The 17,149-nt window shown below is 42.4% G+C and carries 15 protein-coding genes; 4 read left to right on the top strand and 11 right to left on the bottom strand.

Translation table 11 applies throughout. The features are described 5' to 3' along the window. Positions 1 to 27 precede the first annotated feature (27 nt). Positions 28 to 1,326: a UDP-N-acetylmuramoyl-tripeptide--D-alanyl-D-alanine ligase gene (locus MMU05_RS18710; RefSeq protein ID WP_241143193.1), complete on the bottom strand. Its 1,299-nt coding sequence runs from the start codon at positions 1,324 to 1,326 to the stop codon at positions 28 to 30. A gap of 483 nt (positions 1,327 to 1,809) precedes the next feature. Between MMU05_RS18710 and MMU05_RS18705 the strand changes: the two genes are divergently transcribed. Beyond that, a complete protein-coding gene (locus MMU05_RS18705; protein WP_241143192.1) occupies positions 1,810 to 3,921 on the top strand; it encodes a T9SS type A sorting domain-containing protein in 2,112 nt (703 codons plus the stop codon). A 2-nt stretch (positions 3,922 to 3,923) separates the two neighbouring features. Here MMU05_RS18705 and MMU05_RS18700 read toward each other — a convergent pair whose 3' ends face one another. The 8 genes from MMU05_RS18700 to MMU05_RS18665 form a co-directional block, all read right to left on the bottom strand. After that, the gene (locus MMU05_RS18700; protein WP_241143191.1) at positions 3,924 to 5,825 is read right to left on the bottom strand and encodes a tetratricopeptide repeat-containing sensor histidine kinase; all 1,902 of its coding nucleotides are present in this window, start codon (positions 5,823 to 5,825) and stop codon (positions 3,924 to 3,926) included. 135 nt (positions 5,826 to 5,960) lie between these two features. After that, positions 5,961 to 6,782: a 3-methyl-2-oxobutanoate hydroxymethyltransferase gene (gene panB / locus MMU05_RS18695; RefSeq protein WP_113923433.1), complete on the bottom strand. Its 822-nt coding sequence runs from the start codon at positions 6,780 to 6,782 to the stop codon at positions 5,961 to 5,963. Between the two features lie 6 nt (positions 6,783 to 6,788). Next, a complete protein-coding gene (locus tag MMU05_RS18690) occupies positions 6,789 to 7,292 on the bottom strand; it encodes a phosphoribosyltransferase family protein (RefSeq protein WP_241143190.1) in 504 nt (167 codons plus the stop codon). A 79-nt stretch (positions 7,293 to 7,371) separates the two neighbouring features. After that, positions 7,372 to 8,295, bottom strand: a complete 924-nt coding sequence (gene rsgA, locus MMU05_RS18685) for a ribosome small subunit-dependent GTPase A (RefSeq protein WP_241143189.1) — start codon at positions 8,293 to 8,295, stop codon at positions 7,372 to 7,374. Next, complete coding sequence (locus tag MMU05_RS18680; RefSeq protein WP_241143188.1) at positions 8,292 to 9,539, bottom strand: 3-deoxy-D-manno-octulosonic acid transferase; 1,248 nt, start codon at positions 9,537 to 9,539, stop codon at positions 8,292 to 8,294. Before MMU05_RS18680 ends, rsgA begins: the two co-directional genes overlap by 4 nt. Positions 9,540 to 9,780: 241 nt before the next feature. Then, entirely contained in the window at positions 9,781 to 11,121 is a 1,341-nt protein-coding gene (gene creD / locus MMU05_RS18675; RefSeq protein ID WP_241143187.1) for a cell envelope integrity protein CreD, read from the bottom strand. Between the two features lie 49 nt (positions 11,122 to 11,170). Next, complete coding sequence (locus tag MMU05_RS18670) at positions 11,171 to 11,461, bottom strand: winged helix-turn-helix domain-containing protein (protein WP_241125593.1); 291 nt, start codon at positions 11,459 to 11,461, stop codon at positions 11,171 to 11,173. Beyond that, on the bottom strand, positions 11,458 to 12,075 hold the full coding sequence (locus MMU05_RS18665; protein WP_241143186.1) for a hypothetical protein: 618 nt from the start codon (positions 12,073 to 12,075) through the stop codon (positions 11,458 to 11,460). The genes MMU05_RS18670 and MMU05_RS18665 overlap by 4 nt, the downstream gene beginning before the upstream one ends. A 520-nt stretch (positions 12,076 to 12,595) precedes the next feature. Between MMU05_RS18665 and MMU05_RS18660 the strand changes: the two genes are divergently transcribed. Both MMU05_RS18660 and MMU05_RS18655 read left to right on the top strand, forming a co-directional pair. Then, entirely contained in the window at positions 12,596 to 13,081 is a 486-nt protein-coding gene (locus MMU05_RS18660) for a low molecular weight protein-tyrosine-phosphatase (RefSeq protein WP_241143185.1), read from the top strand. Next, on the top strand, positions 13,074 to 13,949 hold the full coding sequence (locus tag MMU05_RS18655; protein ID WP_241143184.1) for a fructosamine kinase family protein: 876 nt from the start codon (positions 13,074 to 13,076) through the stop codon (positions 13,947 to 13,949). Before MMU05_RS18660 ends, MMU05_RS18655 begins: the two co-directional genes overlap by 8 nt. Here the strand turns inward: MMU05_RS18655 and MMU05_RS18650 are convergent. Further along, positions 13,938 to 15,212, bottom strand: coding sequence for an aspartate kinase (locus MMU05_RS18650; protein WP_241143183.1), 1,275 nt, complete (start codon positions 15,210 to 15,212; stop codon positions 13,938 to 13,940). The genes MMU05_RS18655 and MMU05_RS18650 overlap by 12 nt on opposite strands. 57 nt (positions 15,213 to 15,269) lie before the next feature. Here MMU05_RS18650 and fbp point away from each other — a divergent pair, with 57 nt between their 5' ends. Then, positions 15,270 to 16,307 carry a class 1 fructose-bisphosphatase gene (gene fbp / locus MMU05_RS18645; protein ID WP_241143182.1) on the top strand — a complete coding sequence of 346 codons (1,038 nt, stop codon included), beginning with the start codon at positions 15,270 to 15,272 and terminating at the stop codon, positions 16,305 to 16,307. 27 nt (positions 16,308 to 16,334) lie between these two features. Here the strand turns inward: fbp and MMU05_RS18640 are convergent, their stop codons facing one another. Continuing rightward, a complete protein-coding gene (locus MMU05_RS18640) occupies positions 16,335 to 17,093 on the bottom strand; it encodes a hypothetical protein (protein WP_241143181.1) in 759 nt (252 codons plus the stop codon). Positions 17,094 to 17,149: the final 56 nt, after the last annotated feature.

Here is a 17,149-nt window from a genome sequence, read left to right as displayed (position 1 = left end):
TTCCAATCGGGACTTAACTAGGTTCTCTCAAATAAAATCCACCAATCCTTCCAACTTCATTCCCCTGCTTCCTTTGATCAGGATCAGGTAATCTTCGAGTTGGGAATCCTGCAGCCAGTTTCTGAAGGAAAATGGATCGGGAAAATACAGGGCAGAAATCGGAGCCTTGGAAAGTGCCGCCTGCACATGCTTGCCGGTAAAGCAGATCTTGTCAAACTTGTATTGGCTGACCCATTCCCCGAGTTTTTGGTGTTCCGGTTCGGTATGTTCACCCAACTCATACATATCGCCTAGGATGATCATTTTATGCTTTTTGCCGCTCATTTCGCCAAAAGTCTTAATCGCTACCTCCATGCTGGAGGGATTGGCATTGTAGGCATCTAGGATAATGAGGTTGCTTCTTTTTTCGATCAGTTGGGAGCGCATGTTGGAAGGCTGATAGGAGACAATGCCCGCAACGGCTTGGTCCATCGGCACGCCAAAGAACTTTCCTACTGTCAGTGCGGTGGCGATATTTCCAAAATTATATGCTCCGATCAGTGCCGAAAGGTGGATTTTTTCTTCTCCTTCCACCCGGAATTTCACAAAAGGATCTGCGCCTTCGAAAGTCACTTCACAAAAATCTCCTTTGGCAGGGTAGAGAACAGGATTCTCAAACCGCTTGGCCATGTTGGAAAGGATCGGGTCTTGGCTGTTGATGAAAACGGTTCCTTTGTTTTCTCTCAGGTGTTGAAAAAGTTCGGTTTTGGTTTTGAGCACGCCTTCCGGACCGCCCATTCCCTCGAGATGCGCTTTGCCGATGTTGGTGATAAACCCATGGGTCGGTTCGGCGATATCGCAAAGTTCCTTGATGTCGCCCTGCTTGTTGGCGCCCATTTCTACGATCGCGATTTCGGTATCGGGGGTGATGGCAAGCAAAGTCAGGGGTACGCCTATGTGGTTATTGAGATTGCCGACAGTGGCAGAAGTTTTGAATTTTTGCTTCAGGACGGCATGCAGGAGTTCTTTGGAAGTGGTCTTTCCATTGCTTCCTGTCAGTCCGATGATCGGAATAGGAAGTTGATGCCGGTGGTGGTTGGCCAGTTTTTGCAAAGCCAACAATACATCCTCCACCAAAAAGTACCTTGGATCTCCATCCGGAATTACCCTTTGCTCATCGACTACCACCAAGCTTGCGCCGGCTTCCAAAGCCTTTGGAGCAAAGTCGTTGGCATTGAAGTTTGGACCTTTCAGTGCAAAAAAGATATTGCCTTGGCCGATCTTTCTTGTGTCTGTGCTTACACCTGTGGATTGTAGAAAATGGGTATAAAGGGATTCGATGCTCATATCTATTTTTGTATGGCTAAAATTATATGATTATCGGGAATGTTGCCAGTAAAGTGGTTTTAAGTTAAAAAGTCCATAGTCCATAGACCATAGCAGCATCTTTGGGGTATTCTTCATCCTGAGTCGTTAAAATTGGCATTTATAGCAAGGAGATGACGATTGATGATGCGTCATCCTGAAGGAGGGACGACTGAAGGATCTCATTAATTCTCGGTGAGACTCTTCGCTTCACTCAGAGTGACGGCTCCGACAAAATCGTCATCCTGAACCGTAGCTTGCAGAGGTGAAGGATCTCAAAATTCAATATAATAGATCTTTCTCCCGTACAGCTGTCGGGATCGTACCTCGGATTCAAGATGACGAGACACCAATCGGCAATTCATTCCTATCACGTTTAATCTCGCAATATCAAATTAAAGGAATCCCAAACATCTTATATCAAATTCATTCGTTTAATTTTAGGGCTTATACGTTTCCGATTTGATGAGATATTTGATCCTGATTTTGTTTTTTTCGACCTGCACCTCGGTAGTGGCGCAACAGACTTTTTCTTTTGACCAAAGCAAAAAAATCATCCATGATGGAAATGAAATACCGCTTCCTTTTGCTGTCGGCATTAATGCTTCCCAATATCAGAGAATGGATGTCAACGCAGACGGAGAGGAAGAATGGGTCGTATGGGATATCAATGCAAGAAGGGTTTTGGTTTTTGAAGAAATCGGCGGGGAGTTCAAGTACCTTCCCGAAATGAGCTATTTTTTCCCCAATGACATCAACGGGTTTTTGATTTTGGCAGATTTTAATCTGGATGGCAAAAAGGATTTATTTACAAGTTCCCCTTTTGGGATCAAGGCTTATAAAAATGTTAGTAATTCGGGAGATTTATTTCCTAAGTGGGAAGTCGCCCAAAATTTTCTCCGACTGGAAAACGGCTCCAACCTCACCGCCAATAACCTCGACATCCCCATGGTCCTTGATATTGACGGCGACGGGGATCTGGATATTGCCTCATTTAATTTGGGAGACTATATAGACTTTTATCTCAATACAAGTGTGGAAAGAAAGGGAACTGCAGACATCGATCGTTTTGCTTTTCCCGAACCTTGGTGGGGAAGGTTCGAATTTTGCGGATGCGGAACTTTCAGCTTTGGAATTACCTGCGAAGGACTGCCGATGGGGAGGTTGGCAGATGCCGGACCCGAAAACCGGATCCTGCATACCGGCGGACATTCTATGTTGTATTCAGACTTTGATAATGATGGGGTGAGGGATTTGCTTTTGGGAAGGGATGAATGCAATACGCTTTATTTTTTGCCAAACAAAGGAACAGACCGGCAGCCATTGTTTGATGCTTTTTCGCAGGATGTTCCTGGTTTTGGGACTTTGCCGGATTTTCCCATCTACCATGCTGCTTACCTTTGGCAAAATAGCCTGATTGTGAGTAGCAATTCCTCAGCTTCATCGGGAGTATTCAAATCCGATTTTACCGAGAATGTATTTGAAATATCTAAAGGAAGCTCCGGATTGCCTACCAAAAGACCTTTTTTGCAGTCAGATATGTTGGATTTGGGAGAAAACTCCAGGCCTTTTTTCAAAGGGCTGACCACCTCGGGGGAATTGGTAGTCACAGCCAACTCACTTTCAGATGGCAAAGTTTTGGGAATGGCTTACCGCTATGTCATCAACGGTGAGGAATGGGAATTGGTGGAAAGTGATTACTTGGATCTTTCAGCATTGGACTTTACCGACCCCCAATATTTTGAATATCTCAATGCAGCAAACCAACAAACCTTTTGGATCAGCGGGGTGGATACGGTCAACAATGCTTTGCAACGTAGGATCTTTTTTGGAAGAAATCTGGATTTCAGTCAGATGCTGGAGGTTTTGATTCCCGGAACTGTACTTCGTTCTCTAGACCATTTGGAATTGTTTGTCTTTGAGGGGAAGGATTACCTGCTCTTGGCCCGGCAAACAGGAGAATTGCTGCTTTATTCTGTTGATTTCTCTGCATCTCCTGTTCTTACTCTTGTTGAGGGTAATTTTTTGGGTTTTTCTGATAATCCCGGTTCCAGAAATCTCAATGTCCATGTGATTGAAGGAATAAAACCTTCTCTGTTTGCCATAGACCAAAGGGGAATTTTATTTTACATCTCGGATTTTATGAACCAAAGCGAAAGGGAAACTGTCCAGGTAATGCTGTCTGAAAACCAGACTTCACAAACCAAATTTGGAAGAAACACCTGGATCACCTCATTACCAAAACCCTTTTCGGAAGAAAGGGATTTATTGTTGGGCAATACCGCCGGAGGATTGGAGTATCTGGAATTTCAGGGTGAAGGCACCTTGCCGGGAGACGGGGAATTTTTGGCCAAAATCTACCCAAATCCCAACAATGGATTTTTTAAGGTTTTGGTATCCCAATCCGGTACCGGAAGAATTGTCAACAGTTTGGGACAAATCATGGCAGAGGGTATCTTAATCCCCGCAAATGTTGAACTTGAAATCCAATTGCATTCTGCCGCGCCAGGTTTGTACATTTTCCAATTTACCAATTCCGAAGGCCTGAGCATTAGCAGGAAAATTGTGGTGATATGATACTAGGGAAGTTCTTTTTCTTCCAAAATCATTTCAGGAAAAATCGGTAATGGCAAAGAAAGTATAAAAGTGCTTCCCTGACGGTCCGGAAGTGTGTCAAGTTCCCATGATGCATTGATACGCTGCAATCGGGATTGGATATTTCTCCAACCGTTTCCTTTTCCGTTATCCAAGATGGACGCGTCGAAACCCATTCCATCATCTTCGATGACAATGCTTACCTCATCTTCATGTCTGACCATTTGGATAATAATGGAGGTCGCCTCAGCATATTTGACCACATTATTGACCCATTCCTGGATTACCCGATACAGAGAAATTTCCTGGGTTTCTGTGAGTCTTTGTTCCATCCCATGCGTGTCGACATCTATCTGGATAAAACCGCTTGCATTGATCCTTCCCGAAAATTCCATTACCGCTTCTTTCAATCCGGATTGGATCAGGGTCGCAGGCATCAGGTTAAAGGAAATATTCCGGATCTCGGTATGCATTTCCTTCAATATTGTTTCTGTCCGTTCCTCCGGATTTACTTTTCCATTGGGTTCTTTTTCCATCTTGAGTTGCTGGATACTGAGCTGAAGTGCGGAGATCAATTGGCCAAATCCGTCATGAAGGTCTTGGGCAAAGCGTTTTCTCTCCGTTTCCTGAGATTCCAAGGCAGCATGGAGGTAAGCTTCTTTGACACTGATTTCCTTTTCTTTCTCAAGGATTTCCTGTCTTTTCTGAAACCTGTTTTTATTGAGAAAATGCACCGCCACCAATAAACCAATGATGATCAAAAGCAAAATGACAAAAATGAAAACCCGCTGAAGCCGCTGTTCTTTTTCTTTCAATTCAAGCTCACTTTCTTTGATTTGTTGGTCTTTGAGCGCCGTTTGGAATTTGGTCTCAAGGTCTTTGGCGACTTTGGCCCGATCTGCTGCAAACAAGGAGTCTTTGATTGTAATCAGATTTTCCAAGCTTGTAATGGCCTCTGCATAATTTCCGGTAGCTTTATGGATTTTGGCCTGCTCATCGTAGATCCATTTGTACATTTCAGCATATTGGGATTTTTGGGTGTAGACTATTCCTGAGTCCAATAAAATTAATGCCTCATTATAATTTTTTGCGGCATTTTCCGTCATCCCTGAATTGATAAAAACCGCTGCTTTCGCATAATCATTGTTTGTATTTTTATACAGATTCATCCCAGCCCGGTTATAGATCCTGGATTTTTCAATATCACCTTTTAATAAATAGCCATATCCGATATTGACAATTGTACCTGATACATCCATCGAATCCAACGGAGGCACAAAGTCCATTACTTTTCTGAAATAATGCAGGGTGCTGTCAGGGAGGTTCATTTCACTAAAGGCGGCCCCGATGATATTCAAGGCGTTAGCTTTAAAAGTTTGAAAGGTATCTTTATCATTTTCCACTGCCTCGAATGCTTTCTTTCCGTAGAATATGGCCTTATCATAATCGTGAAATATGCGGTGGGTTTGGGACAGTGCGCTATAGGTGTCGCTTATCAAATCTTGGCGCTTAGTAGGTAAAATTTCTTCAAGGGACCGAAGCAAATATTGGATCGCCTGATCATACAATCCGGTAGTTTCATAGTAGTAGCCAATTCTTTTGAGCACTTCAGCTTTTCTAACTTTATCAGAGGAAGAGTCTAAAAGCGGAATTAATTCCTTCTCTACCAAAAGCATGGAATCACGTGCTCTCAGGTTACTGTAATGCTGATGAAGTGCAAAAAGATAAAGCACATTGTCTTTTCTGTTTTTGACTTTCTCTTTGGCTTTCAAAAAATACTTTTGGTGGTTACCCTTTGAATTTACCCCACTATCCAAAAGCACTTCAAGCTCTTGGGCATTTCCTGACAAAGAAATGAGAAGAAAAATGAATAGTAAATATTTCATGAATGATCTGACTGAGAGCAATATACAGATGGAAAATAGAATAAAATATTCTATTTGAATGGATTATATCCATAAAAATGTAAAAAAACAGCTCCTAGACTTATTCTGCCTGAATTGAAAAAATTATCTATCTGATCAATAACTCTCTTCCTTCGTGGGAAAATCTCTTGATTTTACGTCACTGATATAATCTTGTACAGCCTTGGTCATGATAGACTGCAAGTTGGCGTATTGTCTCAGAAATCTTGGTTTGAATTCCTGATTGATGCCAAGCATGTCATGGACTACCAAAACCTGTCCATCCACATCCGGTCCTGCACCGATTCCAATGACAGGAATGCTTACCGTTTCGGCAACTATTTTGGCCAAAGACGCGGGGATTTTTTCTAAAACAATCGCAAAGCAGCCACAGGCTTCCAGCAACTTGGCATCCTCAATCAACTTATTTGCTTCCTCTTCTTCCTTGGCCCTGACGGTGTATGTCCCAAATTTGTATATCGACTGCGGAGTCAATCCCAAATGTCCCATGACGGGAACTCCGGCACTGAGAATCCTGACAACAGATTCTTTGATTTCGGCCCCGCCCTCCACTTTGATGGCGTGTGCCCCGGATTCCTTCATGATCCTGATGGCGGATCTCAATGCTTCCGAGCTATTGCCCTGATAAGACCCGAAAGGAATATCCACCACGACAAATGCACGGGAAACTGCCCGCACCACAGAAGTCGCATGATAGATCATCTGATCCAAAGTAATCGGAAGGGTAGTCTCATGTCCGGCCATGACATTGGATGCGGAGTCACCAACCAATATGATGTCTATCCCTGCGCCGTCCACGATACCTGCCATCGAAAAATCATAGGCCGTCAACATGGATATTTTTTCTCCACGGGCCTTCATTTCCTGAAGGATATGGGTGGTGATTCTTTTGATATTGGAGGAATTATGAACAGACATGGAGGATCAATGAAGGTGGACAGTGTGGTTTTCGGAAGATAAATCAACGGTAATATGCTCGCTGAGTGTGGTCGCCAATTCCAATCCCGTGTAATCCGGAGATACGGGAAACAGCTTATGGCTTCTGTTAACCAGGACAGCGACTTCTATTTTTTTGATCGAAGATTGGAGAAATGGCAACAAGGCGTAGACCAATGTTTTGCCGGTGTTGAGGACATCATCCACGACCACCACACATTTATTTGACAGGACTATTTTTTCAGATAGCAATACATCACCCCTGTTTACATCCGATTTGTCCAGGATGATTTCAAGCACAATCACCTCCAAAGGAGATATTTCTTTCAGTGCTCCGGCAAGGGATTCAGCCAACTGATGGCCCATTCCTGTAATCCCGGCAAAGACAATACTGGATTCGGAAGCATTGCGCTCATAGATCTCATAAGCCATGCGGGTGATTTTCTGACTGATCTGACGGTGGTTCAGTACCAAAGTCTTGGTCTTGTTCATGGGGTTGTCATTGAAAAACGAAAATTAAAGCAATTGGCGGTGGTTTCAAAGCTTCTGACTTCAAACTTCTAACCTCCATCTATCGGTGGTCATCCTCTTCATTCAGGATATTGACATAGCTGTCATAGCGGTAAGGATGGATAAATCCTTCCTCAAGTTTTTGAAGGACCACACATCCCGGTTCGTTGAGGTGCTGACAGTTATTGTACCGGCACTGACCGAGGTATTTTCTAAACTCCGGAAAATAGTGGGACAGTTCAAATTCATCAATGTCCAAAATCCCAAATTCCTTGATCCCAGGAGTATCGATCAGGTAGCCGCCTCCTTCGATTTCAAACATTTCGGCAAAGGTGGTTGTGTGTACTCCTTTGGCACTGAATTTTGAAATCTCTTTGGTAGCCTGCACTGCCTCAGGGACAATTTTATTGAGCAAAGTAGATTTACCCACACCGGAGTGGCCAGATAGCAAGGTCGTTTTTCCTTTGAGCAGCGGCAGGAATTGTTCCTGCAATACGGTACTGTTCAAGGCAGAAATCTCATATACCGGATAACCCAAGGGCACATAAATGTCCTTGATGTCCTGCAGGTATTCCATGTCTTTGTCCTTATAAGCAATGTCCATTTTATTGACCAAAATGGATGTGGGGATCCTGAAGCTCTCTGTACTGACCAAAAACCGGTCTATAAAACCAAGCGATGTTCTTGGGTTTTTTAAGGTGATAATCAAAAAAGCCTGATCAATATTGGAAGCGATGATATGTGAAAAATGGTTTTTTCGGGTGGATTTACGGATAATGTAATTTTCTCGGGGAAGGATGTCCGTGATGACAGAGGAAGGTTGGTCGGCTTCCTGTTCGAGGAGAACATAATCACCGACTGAAATCGGATTGGTCAACTTGAGGTCATCCTGCTTGAATTTTCCACGGAGACGCGCATTGAGAAGACCTTTTTCAGTTTTGACCGTATACCAACTTCCCGTGGATTTGAGGACCCTTCCTTTCATGCTTGGTTGATTTTGGTGATGACGGTATCCATGATTTTTTTTGCGCTGCCGACATTGTCGCTGACAAGTTTTTCAGCGGTTTGGCAGGCTTGAAGGTAATGGCTTTGGTCTGACAAATACAGGATTGTCTTCTCTAACTGTTTTGTGTTTGAAACCGAAAACCCACAACCATACTCTTGACTGATTCCCGCTTCGGGAAATTTCCCTTCCTTTTTGAGTTCGCCAAAAATCACCGGAATGCTGTAAGCAATGGCTTCCAGGATATTGTGCAGCCCTTTCCCGAAAGCTCCGCCGACATAAGAGATATGTGCAAACTGGTACAGGGAAGACAACATCCCGATATTGTCTATAAACAATACATCGGCAGTTTCCTGACCTGAAATTTCAGAATATTTCAGCGATGGTCTGCTGATTTTGGATTTCCATTCTGCCAAAGTTTCAAGGTTGATATCATGGGGTGCTACAATGAAAAAATACTCCGGATGGGCATTGATAAATGGAATCAGGACTTTCATGTCCTCCTCCCAAGCTGAACCAACCACCATTGTTTTCCTCCCATTGACAAAGGGAAGTATTTCCGGAAAAGACTTGGGTGCCTCCGCTATCGACTTTACCCTGTCGTATCTGGTATCGCCCGCGACACTCACCTGATAGAAGTCCAATCCTTCGATCAAGGTTTTGGTTTGTGTATTTTGGGTAAAAATATGATCAAATGAGGTCAGGATTTTTTTGAAGAATGTCCCATAGCCCTTGAAGTAAATCTGGTCTTCCCGCATCGATGCCGAGAAAAGAAACAGCGGGATGTGTCTTTCTTTTGCTTCCAAGATATGGTTTGCCCAAAGATCGTATTTGACGAAGAAGCCGATTTTTGGATCCAATATTCCCAAAAAATTCTTTGCATTCGTGGCCGTATCAAAAGGAAGGTAAGTGATGAAGTCCACATTTTCCTGTGCTTTTCTATTGGCTATTTCATAGCCCGAAGGACTAAAAAAACTGACGACGATACCATAATCAGGCTTTCGGTGCTTCAATTCGGCAATGACAGGTTTTGCCTGTTCGTACTCTCCGAGCGAGGCTACATGAAACCAGGCAATGGGTTTTGAAAATCCCGACTTGAATGCGGTCAATCTTTCGAAAAGGTCCTTTCTGCCATCCACCAGTTTTTCAAGCTTGGCATTGCTTCCTTTGGAGATTCCCGCCAGTTTTGAAAATGTCCTTATCGAAAAATCATACAGTGGTTTCATGCCCCAAAAATAGGGATAAAGATTCAAATCCCCCTCAAAAGGAATTTCGTCTTAAGAGGGGCATTTAGGGATTAATTAGGATTGATTTCCAATTATTAATCCAATGAGGTTTAGACGAGTTGTTGTTTAGTAAAAACTTTTCCAAAGTTAGAACAAAGGCAAGATAATCTCTTAACGTTCAATCTGAACTTTGGAAAAGCTCATCGAATCCTCATTATCAAAACGACATTAATTGCTAATCTTAGCTTTCTTCTGATTTTCCCAAACTCATTTTGTTCCAATCTATGTTCCTGGTGATGTACATCGTGGCCGAAAGGATGATAAACAAACCGATGCTTCCCATCAAAAGCGCATAATCCTCCATCTGTAGCGTCACAAACAAGAACCCAAAGGAACCTAGAAGCACAGTCGCCAAAATGAGGGTGTATTTTTTTACCCTGAACAAAGACAGAGAATAAAGACAAATGGTACCCACAACAGCAATGGTGGAAATCAGGTACGCAATATTGAAACTAACCTGTTCCGAAATGGACACCAGGAGGATATAGAAAAGACAAATCGCAAAGCCTACCATTGCATATTGGAAAGGATGGATGTTCTTTTTGCCCAATACTTCTACCAGGAAAAACATAAGAAAAGTCAATCCTATAGTCATGAGGGCATATTTGGCCGATCGGGTGGATTTTTGGTAATCCTCCATAGGCGAAAGCAAATCCACGCCAAAGGACGCTGATTTCAAATTTTCCGCATAGGCATTGTTGATCCATGATTGGGGATAATTCCTGTTCAATTCCAATACTTTCCATTCTGCTGTAAAACCTTCCTCAGTCAGGCTTCTGTTGTTGGGCAAAAATTTTCCGTCAAATTTTGGAGCGGTCCAGGGAGATTGGATTTTGACATCGGTCGTCTTTCCTGTCGGGATAAATGAAAGGTTTTTGCTCCCTTTGAGCTTGAGTTGAATGGTAAAGGGAATGGATTCGCCGGCCTTGAATTCATGGTTTGGCATCGAAATACTGAATCCTGAAGGAATTACTTTAAAAATTCCAGTGCCTGGATTAACCTGCTTTTTTTCGCCAATGACGGTAAATTGTACTTCGTCTTCTATTCCCCTGAGGTCAGTCACACCAAAAGAAACCTTGGCTTCCGCATGGTTGAATCCCACAAAGTCCTTCTTGTCAAAATCATCCAACACCATGAAACTTCCTGTGACGGCAAGGTCCGAACGGTAAACTACCCCTTTGAAAATTCCTCGTTTCAGGATTTCAGGAAGTACTTTTCCTTCAATGCGCAGGTCTTGGGGAAGAATATGGTAATCATCTATAATGCGGGTAATCTTCCCGTCTTTTTCTGTTTCATAGACTATGGGAATAGAAAGGATCGGGCCGACGATTTCTTGGGATTCGGCCCATTTGGAACCGATTTCTTTGATGGCCTCGTCATTGAGAAAGGCTCGTTCTTCGATGACGGATTGGATCAATGCCGTCGGGATCAGGAGTAGCAAACCGAGAAATGCGATTACGACCAACTTGAGAGTGACAGAATACTTGAGAGAAAGCAGGGGTTTGAGTGCTGAGTTTTCCATGGTTGTTTTGAAAGTACTTTGAAATGCAAAGTGAGTGGATAAATTTTTTTTACTTTAGTAGGTTTTCTATTGCTTTGAGGTGTTTGATAAATGCTTCTTTTCCGGACTCTGTGACCATGTATTTGGTATTTGGTTTTCGGTCCACAAATTCTTTTGTGTAGGTGATATAACCTTCTTTTTCCAAAGTTTTGAGATGGCTCGCAAGGTTGCCGTCAGTGGCATCGAGGATTTCTTTCAGGGCATTGAAATCCAGAAAATCATTGACCAGCAAAGCTGACATGATTCCCAGCCTGAGCTTGTTTTCAAAAGCTTTGTCCAAGTCCTTGAGTATGTCTTTCACGATCCGTAGCGGTAGTGCATGATGATGCCGTACACAATATGCAACAGGCCAAAACCGATTGCCCAAAACAAAAGTCCAAATCCGATAAAATAGGCCGACAGCAAGCCGAGTGCAATTTCAATAATGCCGAGACTCCTAATTTCTTCGTGGGTATATTTGGAAGCATTGACCAATGCAAGACCGTAGAAAATTAGTGTCAGCGGGGCAATGATCCCAATAAATCCACGTGAAAGGAAAATAAGGCTGAGTAAGCCCCCGGTGACCAAAGGGATGGCTAAGTTGATCAGCAACCTTTTGGCTTGGGAATTCCAGACTTTTTGGTTGGCCTTTTTTGCTTTCTGGGCAGTGAAAAATATACCTGCGCCAATCGCCAGAATCAGAATCAGGGCACCAAGTCCAATTATTGAAGCAATAGATTCAGAGCTGATTGTCACTACCTGGTAACCATAAAAATCACTTTCTGTGTAAATATTCCGGTAAGCATACCAAGCTCCTGCAAGTGCAATGATCCCGGCAGCGACTCCTGACAAACCACTGAGCGAAATAAACTTGGAAGACCTGTCCATGATCTCTTTGATCTGTCGGAGGTCTTGGATGTATTTTTCTTTTTCCATTTAAAAGTACTTTGTAATTCAAAGTACAATAATTATAAAATAAAAACCAAGGGTCATGAAATATTTATGGAAAAAAGCTTTCATGCCATTACCAAAAACTTTGTTCCAAACAGGACGGAAGACCGAAGACGGAAGATTTTTCGGCTAAATCTTAAACCCATCCTTGATCTTAAAGCCATTTTCTCTTCGACATTACTCCATTTATTTGAAAAAATTGATTTGATTCAAGATGCGCTACACCATATGGTTTTTCTCCGTTCGAAAAATTGGTTCAAAAAAAATTTAAATTTTTATCGAAACTTTGTTTGGTGGGTTTTGTAGTTAAACCAAAAAACTTCATATTAATAAGGGAAATGTTTAATTTTTTAAGAAGATATGGATCCGAAAATAAACTAAATCAAAATATTCTTCTGATCATGCATTTTACTTTTTCCATTGTCTTTTTTTTGATACAAGGACATCCACAAAAATTTTATAACTTGTATTCCCTTTCACCTCGAAATTGTATAAGCCCTTTAGTATGGTCAAAGTCTTGTTCATTTGTTTAGGAAATATCTGTAGATCTCCCCTAGCGGAAGGTATTTTTAACCATAAAGTCAAACAGCTTGGACTTGAAGGTAAATTCACAAGCGACAGCTGCGGAACTTCGGACTACCATATCGGTGAATTGCCTGACGAAAGAACCCTTGCTTGCGCCCAAAATCACGAAATTCCGATTTCACACCGCGCCAGACAGCTTAACCGTGTAGATATCCGCGAGTTTGATTACCTCGTAGCTATGGATATGTCCAATAAAAGGAATGTCCAAAATGTGATGACGAGACACAATATCAAACATGACCAGTTATTTTTGTTGCGGGAATTCCATCCCAGCCCAGACCATATTGAAGTACCGGATCCATATTATGGCGGTGAGGAGGGTTTTGAGCAGGTTTACCAAATAATTGACGAATCGCTCGACCATTTTTTGGAACGCCTTAAGGTTGACCATAACTTATATGTTTGAGTCCAAAGAGGTCTTTGAAAGGCTTCTTTTTCTAAGCTTTGGACCTTCGGTGAAATTGAAACAGGCAAGACTTGTCTCGGCCGGCAATATCAACCAAGGCGTATTTTTAGAGACCTCCGATGGCCAGTTTTTTTTGAAAACCAATTTTGAGGAATCTGAAGATATCTTCGAAAAAGAAGCTGATGGCCTGAATACGATGCGGGCCCATTGTCCATTAAAAATCCCAGAGGTTTATCATTTTGGTCGGGAAGAATCTTACAATTTCATTTTGATGGAATGGATTGATGCTGAAAAGGCAACCTCCACTTATTGGCAGGAACTAGGTCTCGGTTTGGCACAGATGCATATGGCCACCCAAAATGATTTCGGATACAAATCCTCCAATTATATTGCTTCCATCCCGCAACAGAACCAACCCAACCATTCTTGGTCTGATTTTTTTGTCCGATCCAGATTGGACCCGCTTATCGGAAGGGCATATTATGAAGGCTTGGTTGACCTGGATTTTTTGAAAAAATTCCAAAAGATTTATCCTTTGTTGGAAGATTTCTTCCCAAAAGAAAAACCTTCTCTGCTACACGGTGACCTTTGGTCGGGGAATATCATGCGCGGAAAAAGCGGGATTCCGGTCTTGATAGATCCGGCAGTTTACTTCGGTCACCGGGAAATGGACCTCGCTTTTTCAAGGATGTTTGGACCTTTTGAGGAGGAGTTTTATGAAGCCTACGACACTTTCTTTCCTTTGGAACCAGGATTCAAAGACCGTGTCCCTGTGTACAACCTGTACCCGCTTTTGGTACACCTCCTTCTTTTTGGCAAAAGTTATTTGCCCGGCATAGAAAAAACCATCAGCAAGTTACTCAGCTAGTGGTTTGACTACAATCTGAAAGGTCGTCCGCGTGACCTGTTCCAAAAGCACCTCTTTGTCCGACATCAATTCCTCCATAATTTTCCGGTTGTGGTTTTTGACTGTGATAAGCTGCAGGGATTCATTGTATCTGATATCAAAATCCTTTGCCAAAGCAGCGATCAGTTTCTCCATTTTGAAAAGCTGCTTGTCAATCACAATAGAAATACTGATGGCGGAAGTTTGCAAAAGATTGACCCTCAGTTTGAGTTTTTCGATTTCGGTATAGACCTGATGGATGTGGGATTCATTGATAAAAGTGAAGTCAGTCACCCGGAAACTGACCAAAACCTGTTCATCCTTCACTACGATGCAAGGAACGATATTCGGCTTGTCCACATGGTGGATTTGGGTTCCGGTTCCGTCTGGATTCAAAAATGACTTGACAAAAAGCGGAATGGAAAGATTGGCCAAGGGCTTGATGGTCTTGGGATGGATAACCGACGCCCCATAATAAGTCAACTCGGCGGCTTCTCTATAATCCAACTCTTCAAATTTCACTGTATCGGGAAATCGCTTCGGGTCGGCATTGAGTACACCTTCCACATCTTTCCAAATGGTGACTGACTGTGAACGAAGGCTATGTGCCAAAATAGCTGCGGTAAAATCCGAACCTTCCCTTCCAAGCGTGGTGGTTTTCCCTTTATCATCCGAACCGATAAATCCCTGTGTGATGACAGGGAATCGCTCCAACTTTGCCATCAGGTGTTTTTGGCATTGGGCGGCGGTTTTTTCCCATTTGACTTTGGCAAACCGATAATCACTGTCCGTAGAGATAATCTCCCGCGCATCTTGCCAAAGGCAAAAAATCCCTTCTGCACAAAGGTATTCCTGCACAATTCGGGAGGAAATGAGTTCACCATAAGATACTACCTGATCGTAATATTCATCATAGTTTTCTTTGCTCAGGGGTTTTTCCAAGACCCTGTCCAGTTGGGAGAAAAAGTTTTCGATGGCAGGAAAGATCAGGTTTTCTGGTAGGAAAAGTTCCCTGCAAATTTCAAGATGGTAGTTTTTTAATTTTGCACTTTTCTCATAAAGAGGCTTGTCTTCCAGTTTGATATTCAATAATTCTTCAAGGGCGTTTGTGGTTTTTCCCATGGCGGAAACAACGATTACGGTATGATTCCGCAATCGATTGAATAAAATTTCACGTAAGTTTTTGATAGATTTGGCATCTTTCACAGAAGCCCCGCCAAATTTGAATACAAATGTTTTTGACATAAAAATTAATTTGTAATTTTAAGTATATAAACCCAATAATTGTATTTTTCCTATACTATGAAAATCAAACATTACAGCCCCTCTGATTCCTCTTTGGCGTATTCTGTCGGCACCACTTTGGACCGTTTTATCAAAATGAAACAAGAGGAATTTCCCTTTGCCTCCGGGGAATTGTCCCAACTGCTGAGAGATATCGCCCTTGCTGCCAAGATTGTAAACCGCGAAACCAACCGTGCCGGTCTGGCAAATATCGGTGGTGCATTTGGACAAACCAATGTGCAGGGCGAAGAACAGCAAAAACTCGATGTCATCGCCAATATCCGTTTCACCCGGGCCTTGACAAAAGGCGGAGAAGTCTGCGCCGTCGTGTCCGAGGAGGACGATGAAGTCATCGACTTGCAAAACGGCTCCGGCAAATATGTTGTCGCAATTGACCCTTTGGATGGTTCATCCAATATCGATGTGAATATTTCGATCGGGACGATTTTTTCCATCTACAGGAGAGTAACGCCGATCGGAAGTCCCATCCAACCTGAGGATATCATGCAGCCCGGCAACCAACAGGTAGCGGCAGGATATGTGCTCTATGGTTCCTCGACAATGTTGGTTTACACTACCGGACATGGCGTCAATGGCTTTACCTATGAACCTTCGCTGGGGGAATTTTTCCTTTCCCACCCCAATATGTGTGCTCCGGAAGACGGCAAAATATACAGTGTGAATGAAGGAAGTTACAACCTTTTTGAGCCGGGATTAAAAGCCTATATCGAAAAATGTAAATCCCAAGAATACAGTGCCAGGTATATCGGAAGCTTGGTGGCGGACTTTCACCGCAACCTGCTCAAAGGCGGCATCTACATCTATCCTGCCACCGCAAAATCCCCAAAAGGAAAACTCAGACTGCTCTATGAAGCCAATGCTTTGTCCTTTATCGCCGAACAGGCGGGAGGTATGGCGACAGATGGACATGGCCGTATATTGGATATCCAACCTACCTCATTGCATCAGCGGACGCCTTTGTATATCGGTTCCAAAAAAATGGTGGAGGAAGTAGTGGAGTTTTTGAAAGTTGGGAAACCTGTTGAAAAGTTCTAGGGCTATTTATCCCTAGGTTTCTTTCTATCAAAACCTATATGATAGAATGAATTGGTTGAGGGGTGATGTTATAATTGAATTAGTTTGATTTTTACCATACCCTTTACTAGAGGGATCATTTATTTTAAAAAGTGAAGGTTCAAATGGTTTTGAAAAATCATAGTCATCAAGAATGAAACTGTCAGAGCTATAATTGAAATTATTTCTTTGAAAAAGAAAAGCCATTTCTACCCGAACAGAAAAATGATTTCCTATTTGTTTTGAAACTCCTATAAATGGACTAATTGTATATTTTTTATTAGAATATTTACTTTCATCATAATAGAAAGACAAAAACTCTCCATAAAATTTTTTGTGAAACTCTTCTTTCAAATGCACGGCAATATCCAAACCGACATAAAGGCCGCTGCTTTTTCCAATTCCAAGATTCTTTACTATTTCTTTTTGTACCCCCAAAAGGCCAAATAGCTCACGTGTGATTTTATCATCGGGAGTAGGAAATTGACCAGGTATGGCCGTCAAATTCTGGAAAGAAGACCTACTGTACCCCAATCTACTTCTTAGGGCTATTCCATTTTGTCCTATTTCTTTCAGAACAAAAACAGAAATGGGGGGGTATTCATTTTTGTCAATTAATGATAAGGCATCCACACCTATCTCCCATCTTCCGGGAGATTTGGTTTCCTGGGCCTTTATACTGAGCGGTAACAGCAAGCATGCCAAGACTAGAATCAAGCTTGTTTTTTTTGATTTCATGTTTGAAGGTTGATTTTTAGGTATTACCATGATTTATTTTATAATCCTTTTAGATAGCAAGAATGGGTTTTTCCTGCTTTTTTCAC

The organism is Cognataquiflexum rubidum (genome assembly GCF_022538115.1).
Classification (GTDB): Bacteria; Bacteroidota; Bacteroidia; order Cytophagales; family Cyclobacteriaceae; genus Cognataquiflexum; species Cognataquiflexum rubidum.
This window is presented reverse-complemented; position numbering and strand designations above follow the sequence as displayed.